Raw genomic sequence first — 12,207 nt, forward strand, 5'->3', positions numbered from 1 at the left:
ATGACTCGATACGTACTCACCCGACTGGGCCAGGCCGCAGTGGTTCTGTGGGCCGCCTTCACCATCTCGTTCGTGATTCTGTTCCTCCTGCCGAGTGATCCCGTCAGCATGGCTGCCGACTCGTCCGGTCAGGGTGTTGCAGTGGATCAGGCTGCGCTCGATCAGCTTCGGGCACGGTACGGCTTGGACCAGTCGGTGTGGGTGCAGTACTGGACGTCGCTGACGAATGCTCTTCGCGGCGATTTCGGTACGTCCATCTCCACCGGTCAGTCGGTGACGGATGCCATCTTCTCGGCGCTGCCGAGCACTCTGGTCTTGGCAACAACCGCTTTGGTTCTGGCCGTGTTGTTCGGAGTGGCGATCGCGTTCTTCGCTACCTACACCCGCAAGCGGTGGCTCGCGAATCTGTTGTTCTCGCTGCCGCCGCTGGGTGTGGCGGTGCCTACCTTCTGGGTTGGCCTGATTCTTCTGCAGCTGTTCTCGTTCCGTCTGCACATCTTCCCCGCTTTCGGAGACAAGGGATTCGCAACGGTGATTCTTCCGGCGATCACCTTGGCGATCCCGACCGGCGCGGTGATCGCGCAGGTGCTCACGACCAGCCTGCAGTCGACGCTACGTTCGCCGCACGTGGAGACTGCGTACGCCAAGGGCGCAAGCCGTTGGCGCGTGCAGACCCGTCACGCGTTGCGACTGGCGAGCATTCCGGCATTCACCATTGCCGGTGTGCTGGTCGGCACGCTGCTGGCGGGCTCGGTGGTTGTGGAAACGGTGTTCTCCCGCGCGGGCGTCGGCCGTCTGACACAGACGTCGGTGATGGCGCAGGACATCCCGGTGGTGCAGGGAGTCGTTGTGTTCGCCTCTCTCGTGTTCGTGCTCGTCAACCTCGCGGTCGACCTCTTCTACCCCTTGATAGATCCACGGATCATCCAGACGAAGAAGAGTCACACCGAAAAGTCGAATACCGAAAGCTCGACCGATCTGGAGCCGGCTCATGTCTGACACATTGATCGAACCCCTACTCCTCGATCCGACCGTCGAGGCGAAGGCACCTGTTGTTTCGCGCCGAAAGTCCACGGCCATCGGCTGGATCCGAAAGCCCGGCTTGGTGATTCCGGTGTTGATCGTGTTGCTTGCCATCGGCTTTGCCGTCGCACCCGGATTCTTTGCCAGCGGCGATCCGTTGTCCGGTGTCCCGGCGGACAAACTGCAGGGCCCGAGCCTGGCTCACTGGTTCGGAACCGACAATCTCGGTCGTGACCTGTACACACGGTTCGTGCACGGCGCCGCGCTGTCCCTGACCGCAACTTTGGTGGCGGTCGGAATCGCATTGGTGGCGGGATCGATAATCGGTTTGCTCGCGGGCTTTGTCGGTGGCGTCGTCGACGCCGTGCTGATGCGCATCGTCGACGTGCTGCTGTCCATTCCGGCCCTGCTGCTCTCGTTGGCACTGGTGACCGCACTCGGCTTCGGCACCATCAACGTCGCCATTGCTGTCGGCGTCAGTATGGTCGCCAATTTCGCGCGAGTGATGCGTGCCGAAGTGATGCGGGTGCGCGGAGCTCAGTACGTCGAGGCCGCGTTCAGTTCGGGTGTGCAGTGGCTCGGTGTCCTGCGTCGGCACGTGCTTCCCAACTCCTACGCGCCGGTGGTCGCGCTGTCCGCTGTCGAGTTCGGGCAGGCAGTACTGGCGGTGTCGGCTCTGAGCTTCTTGGGATTCGGCGCCGTTCCGCCTACCCCGGAATGGGGATCGCTGGTATCCGAGGGGCGTAACTTCCTCGCCAATGCCTGGTGGATGACAACACTTCCCGGTCTCGCGATTGTCGCCGTGGTCATCTCGGCACACCGTATCGGCCACGAGATCGAAAGGAACAACCGGCGATGAGCACGACCGAAGAACAGCTGCTTTCCGTCACCGACTTACAGATCGCCTACGGCGCCGAGCCCGCGGTATCCGGTGTGAGCTTCACCGTCGGTCGGGGCGAAGTAGTTGCGGTGGTCGGGGAATCGGGTTCCGGTAAGTCGACCACGGCTCACGCGATATTGGGTCTGCTCGCCGGCAGTGGCCACGTCACCGGCGGGACCGTCGAGTTCGAGGGTGAACAGATCGACTCGTATTCCGACCGTGCGTGGCAGCGAATCCGCGGCGCGCGTATCGGTTTGGTGCCGCAGGATCCGACGACCTCGCTCAACCCGGTGACCCGGATCGGCGACCAGGTTGCAGAAGTCCTGCGGATCCACGGCCTCGCAGACCGTCGCAAAGCCCGGTTGGACGCCGTCGAGGTGCTCGAGCGCGCGGGTATCGACCGGCCGGAAATCCGAGCACGCCAGTACCCGCACGAGCTCTCCGGCGGTATGCGGCAACGCGTTCTGATCGGTATCGCGCTTGTCGCGAACCCGGCCCTCGTAATCGCCGACGAGCCGACCAGTGCTCTGGACGTCACGGTTCAACGGCGCATTCTCGACCATCTCGACGAGCGGATTGCCGAATCCGGTGCCGCCGTGCTCCTGATCACGCACGACCTGGGTGTGGCCGCAGACCGCGCGGACCGGATCCTGGTGATGCAGGGCGGCAGGATCGTCGAATCCGGCCGCACCGCGGATATTCTGGACAACCCGCGAGACGAGTACACGAAGAAACTTCTGAGCTCTGCGCCGAGCCTGTCCTCGGGACCAGTCGTTCGCCCGGTCCGCCAGGACACCAGCCCGCTGCTGACCCTGACGGGAATCACCAAGCACTTCAACGTCGGACGCGGGAGTTCGATCACCGCGGTGAACGAAGTGTCGCTGACTGTTCCGAGGGGTCAGACGGTGTCGCTGGTGGGGGAGTCGGGCTCCGGCAAGTCGACCACCGCACGCATTGTCGTGCGATTGGAGCAGGCGGATGCCGGCACCATCACCTTCGACGGCCAGGACATCACGAAGGTCAAGGGCAGCGACCTGCGTGAGCTGCGCCGAAGGATCCAGCTCGTGTATCAGAACCCCTATGCATCACTCGACCCGAAATTGTCCGTCCAGGACATCGTTGCGGAGCCGCTGCGGGCCTTCAAGGTTGGTGGACGCAGCCAGCAGCAGAGTCGTGCAGCAGAGTTGCTCGATCAGGTTGCACTTCCCGAGCAGTTCCTGAGCCGCAAACCGGCCGAACTCTCGGGCGGCCAGCGTCAACGGGTGGCGATCGCTCGTGCGCTCGCTTTGAAGCCGGACCTGCTCGTTCTCGACGAACCTGTGTCCGCTCTCGACGTCTCGGTGCAAGCGCAGATTCTGGCGCTACTCGACGAGTTGCAGCGCGAACTGGGCCTGACCTATCTCTTCATCTCCCACGATCTTGCGGTTGTTCGCCAGATCAGCGACGTCGTCGGCGTCATGCAGGCCGGGCGATTGCTCGAAATCGGTACTACCACCGAGATTTTCGACAATCCCCGAAACGAGTACACACGCACACTTCTCGACGCGATCCCCGGGCGGGATCATTCGACACGAAAGGCCGAACATGTCCGAGCGTAGTTCCGGAGCATTCCTGGTCGGTCTCGAATTCGAGGGCACCGGAGCTCATCCGTACTCCTGGCGACGCGAGGACTCACGCGCCGAAGATCTGTTCACACCGTCGTACTGGGTGGACCTGGTGGCCACCGCGGATCGGGGTGGGGTGGATCTGGCGTTCCTCCCTGACTCGTTCGGACTGCAATCCGAGGGCCAGCACGCAGTGCGGGGCAGATTGGAGGCGGTTGCAACTGCGGCGCGGCTGAGTGCTGTGACCTCGCGTATCGGCCTGATCCCCACTGCGACAGTCACGCACACCGAGCCGTTCCACATCTCCAAGGCCGTCGCGAGTATCGACTACTCGTCAGCGGGGCGGGCCGGCTGGCAGGTCGCGGTGTCCGACACCGCTGAGCAGGCGTCGTTGTTCGGCCGAAAGGCAGTGCAGGGCCCTGAGTCCGCGTGGGAGGAAGCGTCCGAGGCTGTCGAGGTGGTCAGTCGGCTGTGGGACAGCTGGGAGGACGACGCCGAGATACGGGACGCTGCGAGCGGACGATTCATCGATCGAGACAAGCTGCACTACATCGACTTCGAGGGAAAGAACTTTTCCGTCAAAGGGCCGTCCATCACGCCGCGCTCCCCGCAGGGGCAGCCGCTGATCGCCGTCGACGCGAGCAGGCCGGAGGCACGCGAACTCGCGGTTGCGCGCGGAGATCTGATTCGGATCTCGGCAACCGATCTCGCCGAGGCCAAAACTACGGCCAAGCTGGTCCACGCGAGTGCCGCCGCCCTCGGGCGCAGCGTCAGGGTTCTCCTCGACGTCGACGTGCTTCTCGGCGCTGATCGCGGAGCCGCCGACGACGCTCTGGCCGAACTCGAGGAATGGGCGGGAGCGCCGTACGCCCCGCACTCGCTGTTCTATCGCGGTGACAGTGCCGGCCTGACTGTCCTCCTTCGCGAGATCGGTGGGCTGGCCGGGGTCGACGGTGTTGTCCTGCGTCCCTTGGCTTTGGCTGCCGCAGTGGAGAAGATCGCGGCGGACGTGGTGCCGAATCTCAATCCGCGACCGACTACCGGCCCGACGCTGCGCGAGCGGTTGGGTTTCGAGTTGCCCGTCAATCAGTTCGCGTAGCGCGAGCAGAGAACAGGAACACCGATGACACAGAACAGGATTCGCAAGCAAGTTCATCTGGGCGCTCACTTCCCCGGCGTGAACAACACCACGGTGTGGACCGATCCGGCGTCCAAGAGCCAGATCGAGTTCAGCTCGTTCGAGCATCTCGCCCGCAGTGCCGAACGCGGATTGTTCGACTTCTTCTTCCTCGCAGAGGGTTTGCGCCTACGCGAGCATCAGGGCAAAATTCACGACCTCGACGTAGTCGGTCGCCCGGACACCTTCAGCATTCTCAATGCGGTTGCCGGTGTGACAACGCATCTCGGCCTGGCCGGGACGATCAACACCACGTTCAACGAACCGTACGAGTTGGCCAAGCAGTTCTCGACGCTCGATCATCTCTCCGACGGCCGCGCCGCCTGGAACCTGGTCACCTCCTCGGACGCCTTCACCGGCGAAAACTTCCGCCGCGGTGGCTATCTGGAGCATTCCGAGCGGTATGCACGCGCCAACGAGTTGGTCGACGCAGTACGGACGCTGTGGGACAGCTGGAGCATCGATCGTCCGATCGTCGACCGTGAGCGCGGTGTTTTCGCCACCGACCAGCAGGTCGGCCAGTTCCAGCACTCCGGTAAGCAGTTCGACATCGCCGGACGCTTCGAAGTTCCACGGAGTCCGCAGGGGCACCCAGTTCTGTTGCAGGCCGGTGACTCCGACGAAGGACGCGAGTTCGGCGCGGCCAAGGCCGATGCCATCTTCACCGGGCACGGAACGCTCGAAGCAGGCAAGGCGTTCTACGCCGACGTGAAGGGACGCTTGGCCAAGTACGGACGCACGCACGCAGACCTCAAGATTCTCCCCGCCGCCACCTTCGTCCTCGGTGACAACGCCGCGGACGCACAGGAGAAGGCATATCACATCCGGCGGCAGCAGGTCGGACCCCAGACTGCCATCGCTTTTCTCGAACAGGTTTGGGGCAGAGACCTTTCCCAGTACGACGCCGACGGCCCGTTGCCGAAGGAAGATCCGTCGGACGACGTCAACATCACCCGTGGACGCGTCCGCCACGTCAAGGATCCACGAGCGGTCGCAGATCAGTGGCGTGCCAAGGCCGAGGCCGAAAACCTCAGCATCCGTGAACTCATCATCGAAGTGACTGCCCGCCAACAGTTCGTGGGTAGCGCCGCCGAGGTCGCTGCCGAGATCGACAGCTACGTCCAGGGCGACGCAAGCGACGGATTCATCCTCGTTCCCCACATCACCCCCGCGGGCCTCGACGAGTTCATCGACACCGTCGTACCGGAACTTCAGGACCGCGGCAGTTTCCGGACCGAGTACTCAGGAACCACCCTGCGCAGCCATCTCGGGCTGCGCCACCCGCACGAGCAGGCTGAAGGAGTCCGCGCATCATGACCGTTACCGACACTTCCACCAGTACCTTCACCGGCGATTGGAATGCCTGGCACGCCTCGCGCGACGCCACCTTCGGCGAACCCCTCGGCTGGCTGAGCCTGACTGCGTTGCATTGGCTGGTGGACACCGATTCCACCTTCGCGGACCTGCCCGGTGCATGGCGCGCCGACGCGAATGCCGTTGTCGTCACCGCGACGCCCGCAGACGACTTGTCGATCGACGGCGTCGCCGTGGACGGTTCGGCCACTCTGAATCCGATCGAGGGGGCGCCGGGACTGATCGTCAAGCAGGGCGCACGGTTGGTCGAGGTCATCCGCCGCACCGGCGAGGTGGCTCTGCGGATCCACGATTCGTCGGCCCCGGCATTGGCGCAGTTCAGTGGTATCCCGACCTTCGAGCCGAACCCGCAGTGGCGCATCGAGGGTGTCTTCACAGCTTTCGAGGAGGCTCGCACGGTGACGACGGGCGCGGTCGTCGAGCGCCTCGAGCATCATCACGACGCCCTAGGAACCATCAGCTTCGAACACGACGGTGCAACGTATACGCTGATTGCGTTCGCGGGCAAGGACAACGGCTTTCACATCCTGTTCACCGACGCGACCAGTGGTGTGTCCACCTACCCGGCCGCACGCTCGCTGCACGTGAGCGCACCTGAACCCGGTGGCGCGGTAGTCCTCGATTTCAATCGGGCGTCGAACCTGCCCTGCGCGTTCACCGATTACGCGACGTGCCCGGTGGCCCCCGCCGAGAACCGCCTGGCGTTCGCGGTGGAAGCCGGCGAGAAGACACCGGACACCCGCTCCGAAAGCGGACCGAGGTGAGCGCGCCGCTGTCCGTACTCGACCTCTCGCCGATCAGTGAGGGCGGAACGGCCCGCCAGGCTTTGCGGAACTCGCTGGACCTCGCTCGTTCTGCCGAAGCGTGGGGATACAAGCGTTACTGGGTCGCCGAACACCACTTCGTCGGTGTTGCCTCTTCGTCGCCAGCAGTGCTTGTCGGGCTGATCGCGGCCGCCACCAACACCATTCGCGTCGGCTCGGCCGCCGTGCTGCTGGGCAACAACACGGCGGCTCAGGTGGTCGAGGCCTTCGGTACCGTCGAAGCGTTGTATCCGGGTCGTATCGATCTCGGCATCGGGCGCAGCGGACAGCGTCGGGTGGAGGCACTTCGCGCGGTCGCTGCCGGAACGCCTGCGCCGGCAGAATCGAAGCGAGAGAACGTCGTACGCGACGGCGTCGTGATCCCGGCGCCCTTCGATCCAACCGGTCTTCTCACGTCACCGCGATTGCAGGCGTCGTTCGAGGCATTGGCGTTTCCGGGCGCGCAGGCGCCCGATTTCGAGCAGCAGGTCGACGACATACGCTCGCTCCTGAACGGTACCTACAGAACCCGCGACGGCATCGAATTGCACGCCAGTCCCGGCGAGAATGCCGACGTCGAACTGTGGGTGTTCGGAAGCAGTGCGGGCCCCAGTGCCGAGCTCGCCGGACGACTCGGATTGCCGTTCGGTGCGAATTACCATGTGGCGCCGTCGAGTACGCTCGATGCCGTCGAGGCATACCGCACAGCATTCCGTCCGTCGGACGTCCTGTCGGAGCCGTATGTCGTCGTGTCCGCGGATGTTGTTGCTGCGGAAGACGATGCGACGGCGAGAGAGTTGGCGTCTACGTTCGGGCACTGGACGCACAGCATTCGCAGCGGGCACGGCGCCATCCCGTACCCCGATCCCGCGACAGCGCTCCCACTTTCCGACGCCGACGAAGCAGTGGTGGAGGATCGGCTGATCACGCAGTTCGTCGGTTCACCGTCTACCGTCGCCGACAGGCTCGACAGTTTGCAGAAGCTCACCGGAGCGGACGAATTGGTAATCACCGGGGTGACCCATCGGCACGAGGATCGTCTGCGCTCGTACGAGCTGCTTGCCAAGGAATGGGGACTACCCGCACTACTGGCAGCGTGAGTTTGCCTTGGTCCATTAGTGTCGAGTGATGTTTTCACCTCGAGATGCCCTTGCGGTTGCTCTTGACGTAGCGCGTGAGGGCATGGAGCTCGGGGAGATGCCGATCGGCGCAGTCGTGTTCGACGACGACCGTGTGCTCGGGCGGGCGTATACGCAAGAACGGGCACTCGGCCGACGGGTAGTCCATGCGGACCTTCAAGCGCTCTTGCAGGCCGACGAGGCTCTCGGAATTACTCGAGCGTCCGGTGAATTGACATTGGCGGTCAATCTCGAACCATGTCTCATGTGTATGGGTGCCGCGATCACGCTCGGTGTGACCCGGGTGTGGTTCGCTGAATACGCCACCGGCACTGGCCCCGCCGGGATGCGGGACTGGGCGCGCAGTCTCACCTGACGCCATGGCTTGTAAGGAGGGCCGTGAGGCTCACGCCCCGATAGCGCCCGCGATCATCGGCCACGACGCGCGCATGTCGGCTTCGAAGAGCCCCCAGGTGTGGGTGCCTTCGGGTCGGAAGCTGAACGTCGCGGGAATGCCGAGCTGACCGAATCGCCCCTGCAGGGCAGCGGTGCACATGTTGGTGATGCCTTCGAGGACCGCGCCGGGAACGACGCCGGCGGCCATCGCCAGCGAGTTGATTCCGTCCACCGGGCCGGGGAGGCCGTTGCCGGTCGAGATGAACAGCGCTGTGCCACGCAGTTTCTCGGCGTTGATCAACGGGTCGTGCGCCGCCCACTGCGGGCTACCCCATGGCCCCCACATGTTGGCCGCGTTGCCGCCGCCGAGTATCTCGACCATCGAGCGCACCGCTGCCTGGCCGAGCGGGTCGCCGGCGCGCGGACAGCCGCTGTACGAGCCGACTGCGCGGTAGGCGCCCGGCGACTGGATCGCGAGGTCCAGAACCGGTCCGCCGGCCATCGACACACCACCGAGTGCGTTGACACCGGTCGTGTTGTACCGAGCGTTGACCGCCGCCGGTAGTTCCTTGGTGAGGTACGTCTGCCACTTGTTACGGCCCAGCACCGGATCGTCGGCGTTCCAGTCGGTGTACATGCTGAACTTGCCGCCGACCGGCATGACCACGTTGACGTGTTTGTCGTCGAAGAAGTCACGAACTCCGGTGTTGTTGAACCACGAGATCCCGTCCTCGCCGCCGCCGACACCGGTCAACAGATAGAAGGTCGGGGCCGGGCCTCCTCCGGCCGGCGAAATCACGTCGTTGGCGATCCAGCGGTCCATCGAGGGGGAGTAGACGTCGATGCGACTGACCACGGAATCCGCGCTCGCGGTCGGCGCGCTGAGGCCGAGAAAGCCGGCGGCCATGGCCACCGCCATCGTCAGCCGAACCGTGAAACGACGTGTCTTCATATTTCCCCCCAGGCGCAAGCCGGACAGCGTATTTGTGCCTTCCAACAGTGGCACAATGCGAAGAGGAGTGACGAATGTCCGGGTAACAGTCGTATAAGAAGATGGAGACAATTGCGTGGGATCGCAGTCGCACCACCCCGAATCCGACGTGATTCGGCTGGCCTTCGGGCTGGCCGCGATCACGGCTGGTGCGGCGCGCAGAACCGCTGGTCTCGCACTTGATTCCGTGCAGCGGATCCCTGTCGTCGGTGACGCACTCGACGGCGCGATCACCCAGGTCACCACTCGCGGCACGGAAGCGATGCACTCGACCGTGGAGTTCGCCGACTCGACCTTGCGGACGGTGATCAAAGCTGTCGTCGACGCTGCTCTGTCCGAAGTCGACATCACCAAGATCGTCGTCGACCACGTGGACATCGACAAGATCGCCGAGAACATCGACGTGGACAAGATTGCCGAACGGGTCTCGCTCGAACCGATCATCGACCGGGTCGACGTGGATGAGATCGCAAGCCGCCTCGACGTCAAAGCGGTGATCGATCGCCTCGATCTCGACGGGATAGTCGACACGGTCGACCTCGAACGCCAGGTCAACCGCATCGACCTCGTCAAGATCGCCGACCAGGTCATCGAGGGCGTCGACCTGCCCCAGATGATTCGTGAATCGACCGGTTCACTCTCCACGGAAGCCGTGCACGGAGCTCGAGTGCAGGGCATGCAGGCGGACGACGCTGTCGCCGGCTTCGTCGGGCGACTCTTCGGCCGCGACAACGCACCGTCATCAGATAAACCTTCATCAGATAAACCGTCACCAGAAAAACCGTCGACAGAGACCGATCCGAAGACGAACGCAGGCGAACGCTAGTGGCCCAGGAGAGTTCCGGCCCAGCCGGCATCGTCACCCGTGGACTCGCCGGACTGATCGACCTGGGCGTCGTCCTGCTCCTGATGGGTTCCGTGTACGTGGGCTTCGCCTTCGTCCGACTGCTCTTCTCGCCACAGAGTTTCACTTTCTCGGAACCGGGAATCTTCCTGTCCACGACGGCATTTCTCGGTGTCTCGGTGGCGTATCTGACCGCCTGCTGGGCGACCACCGGTCGGACCGTCGGGTCCCTCGTGATGGGGCTGCGGGTGATCACGTCCGGGCATCGCCTCGTGCGCTGGCCGTTGGCCTTCATCCGTGCGGTGCTCTGCGTGCTCTTCGCCTTCGGATTGCTGTGGTCGGCGGTCGATCGACGACGACGTTCGTTGCAGGACATCGTTCTGCGCACCGAGGTCGTCTACGACTGGCGTCAGGACCCGGATCTGGTGGCACCGCACGGAGGTGAGCACGCATGAGTGAACCGAACCGCCCGGACGAGCGCTTCACCCTTGCCAGCGAGCGCACCTTCCTCGCCTGGATGCGTAGCTCACTCGCCCTGCTGGCCGGAGGCATCGCCGTCGTCCAGTTGGTACCGGAATGGAGTACCGGGTGGGTTCGCACGACTCTCGGTCTGACCCTTATCGCACTCGCGGCGGCAGCCGCACTGGTAGGTATGCGACGCTGGCTACAGGTGAAGAAGGCGCTCGAGGACGGAGCGGCGATGCCGGAACCGCACGCATTGTGGCTGTTTGCACTGGCACTGGCCGGGGTTGCCGTCGCAGCCGGCGTGGCAACGGTGGTCACCAGCCTCGCTCGCTGAGATACGCAGAGAAGTCCGAGCGGTGTCTGGATAGTCTGCACAGAACGTGAAGCATGTCAGAGAAGTAAACGAAACAGACGACAAGGGAGTGCACGGTGGCGCAGGAACTCAAGCTCGGATACAAGGCATCGGCTGAGCAATTCGGCCCTCGCGAACTGGTAGAGCTGGCAGTTCTGGCAGAGCAGCACGGCATGGATTCCGTTGCGGTGAGCGATCATTTCCAGCCGTGGCGCCACAACGGTGGCCACGCACCGTTCTCGCTCGCCTGGATGACCGCCGTCGGTGAGCGCACCGAGCGCGTGCAGATCGGCACGTCCGTGATGACGCCGACGTTCCGCTACAACCCGGCAGTCATCGCTCAGGCGTTCGCGACGATGGGATGTCTCTACCCGGGACGCATCATGCTCGGCGTCGGCAGTGGTGAGGCTCTCAACGAGATCGCCACCGGCTTCCAGGGCGAGTGGCCCGAGTTCAAAGAACGCTTCGCGCGGCTGCGTGAGTCCGTGCGGTTGATGCGTGAGCTGTGGCTGGGGGATCGTGTCGACTTCGAAGGCGAGTACTTCACCACTCGTGGCGCGTCGATCTACGACGTTCCCGAGGGTGGCATTCCCGTGTACATCGCGGCCGGCGGACCCGTTGTCGCCCGATACGCGGGACGTGCCGGTGACGGCTTCATCTGCACCTCCGGAAAGGGCATGGAGCTCTACACCGAGAAGCTGCTTCCAGCCGTTGCCGAGGGCGCAGCCAAGGCCGAGCGCGACGTCGCCGACATCGACAAGATGATCGAGATCAAGATCAGCTACGACACCGATCCGGAGGCTGCACTCGAGAACACCCGCTTCTGGGCTCCGCTGTCCCTGACGCCGGAGCAGAAGCACAGCATCGAAGATCCGATCGAAATGGAAGCCGCTGCCGACGCTCTGCCCATCGAGCAGGTGGCCAAGCGTTGGATCGTCGCTTCCGATCCGGACGACGCCGTCGAGCAGGTCAAGGCCTACGTCGATGCCGGTCTCAATCACCTGGTGTTCCACGCACCGGGCCATGATCAGCGCCGGTTCCTCGAACTGTTCGAGCGTGACCTCGCGCCTCGCTTGCGTGCTCTGGGCTGATCCTCGAGATCAACTGAACGGTGTCTGCCACTCGACGTGTGGCAGGCACCGTTCGTCTTTCTCGTAGCCGCCGGTTGTCGGCACGAGCG

General features: G+C 64.0%; 13 protein-coding genes. 12 read left to right on the plus strand and 1 reads right to left on the minus strand.

Annotation, left to right across the window (positions count from 1 at the left end; genetic code table 11):
- The 8 genes from RHP72_RS07465 to RHP72_RS07500 are packed head-to-tail and all read left to right on the plus strand — an operon-like array spanning window position 1 to window position 8,355.
- Window positions 1-999 (plus strand): ABC transporter permease, encoded by a 999-nt coding sequence (locus RHP72_RS07465; RefSeq protein ID WP_003944382.1) that lies wholly within the window; start codon window positions 1-3, stop codon window positions 997-999.
- Window positions 992-1,882: an ABC transporter permease gene (locus tag RHP72_RS07470; protein ID WP_042925872.1), complete on the plus strand. Its 891-nt coding sequence runs from the start codon at window positions 992-994 to the stop codon at window positions 1,880-1,882. The genes RHP72_RS07465 and RHP72_RS07470 overlap by 8 nt, the downstream gene beginning before the upstream one ends.
- On the plus strand, window positions 1,879-3,501 hold the full coding sequence (locus RHP72_RS07475) for an ABC transporter ATP-binding protein (RefSeq protein WP_058228024.1): 1,623 nt from the start codon (window positions 1,879-1,881) through the stop codon (window positions 3,499-3,501). Before RHP72_RS07470 ends, RHP72_RS07475 begins: the two co-directional genes overlap by 4 nt.
- Window positions 3,488-4,606 (plus strand): LLM class flavin-dependent oxidoreductase, encoded by a 1,119-nt coding sequence (locus RHP72_RS07480; RefSeq protein ID WP_054186920.1) that lies wholly within the window; start codon window positions 3,488-3,490, stop codon window positions 4,604-4,606. The genes RHP72_RS07475 and RHP72_RS07480 overlap by 14 nt, the downstream gene beginning before the upstream one ends.
- Window positions 4,607-4,630: 24 nt before the next feature.
- Window positions 4,631-6,001 (plus strand): NtaA/DmoA family FMN-dependent monooxygenase, encoded by a 1,371-nt coding sequence (locus tag RHP72_RS07485; protein WP_058228022.1) that lies wholly within the window; start codon window positions 4,631-4,633, stop codon window positions 5,999-6,001.
- Complete coding sequence (locus RHP72_RS07490) at window positions 5,998-6,822, plus strand: DUF1684 domain-containing protein (RefSeq protein ID WP_042925888.1); 825 nt, start codon at window positions 5,998-6,000, stop codon at window positions 6,820-6,822. Before RHP72_RS07485 ends, RHP72_RS07490 begins: the two co-directional genes overlap by 4 nt.
- Window positions 6,819-7,961 (plus strand): LLM class flavin-dependent oxidoreductase, encoded by a 1,143-nt coding sequence (locus RHP72_RS07495; protein WP_042452126.1) that lies wholly within the window; start codon window positions 6,819-6,821, stop codon window positions 7,959-7,961. The genes RHP72_RS07490 and RHP72_RS07495 overlap by 4 nt, the downstream gene beginning before the upstream one ends.
- A gap of 28 nt (window positions 7,962-7,989) precedes the next feature.
- Window positions 7,990-8,355, plus strand: coding sequence for a nucleoside deaminase (locus RHP72_RS07500; RefSeq protein ID WP_256933184.1), 366 nt, complete (start codon window positions 7,990-7,992; stop codon window positions 8,353-8,355).
- 30 nt (window positions 8,356-8,385) lie between these two features.
- Here RHP72_RS07500 and RHP72_RS07505 read toward each other — a convergent pair whose 3' ends face one another.
- Window positions 8,386-9,327: an alpha/beta hydrolase family protein gene (locus RHP72_RS07505; RefSeq protein ID WP_311094530.1), complete on the minus strand. Its 942-nt coding sequence runs from the start codon at window positions 9,325-9,327 to the stop codon at window positions 8,386-8,388.
- A 115-nt stretch (window positions 9,328-9,442) separates the two neighbouring features.
- Between RHP72_RS07505 and RHP72_RS07510 the strand changes: the two genes are divergently transcribed.
- The 4 genes from RHP72_RS07510 (at window position 9,443) to fgd (ending at window position 12,118) form a co-directional block, all read left to right on the plus strand.
- Window positions 9,443-10,192, plus strand: coding sequence for a hypothetical protein (locus RHP72_RS07510; protein WP_042452124.1), 750 nt, complete (start codon window positions 9,443-9,445; stop codon window positions 10,190-10,192).
- Window positions 10,192-10,665, plus strand: a complete 474-nt coding sequence (locus RHP72_RS07515; protein ID WP_003944375.1) for an RDD family protein — start codon at window positions 10,192-10,194, stop codon at window positions 10,663-10,665. Before RHP72_RS07510 ends, RHP72_RS07515 begins: the two co-directional genes overlap by 1 nt.
- Entirely contained in the window at window positions 10,662-11,009 is a 348-nt protein-coding gene (locus tag RHP72_RS07520) for a YidH family protein (RefSeq protein WP_003944317.1), read from the plus strand. Before RHP72_RS07515 ends, RHP72_RS07520 begins: the two co-directional genes overlap by 4 nt.
- A gap of 95 nt (window positions 11,010-11,104) precedes the next feature.
- A complete protein-coding gene (fgd, locus tag RHP72_RS07525; RefSeq protein WP_003944371.1) occupies window positions 11,105-12,118 on the plus strand; it encodes a glucose-6-phosphate dehydrogenase (coenzyme-F420) in 1,014 nt (337 codons plus the stop codon).
- Window positions 12,119-12,207 lie beyond the last annotated feature (89 nt).

Source organism: Rhodococcus sp. SG20037 (assembly GCF_031763325.1).
GTDB lineage: Bacteria > Actinomycetota > Actinomycetes > Mycobacteriales > Mycobacteriaceae > Rhodococcus_F > Rhodococcus_F qingshengii.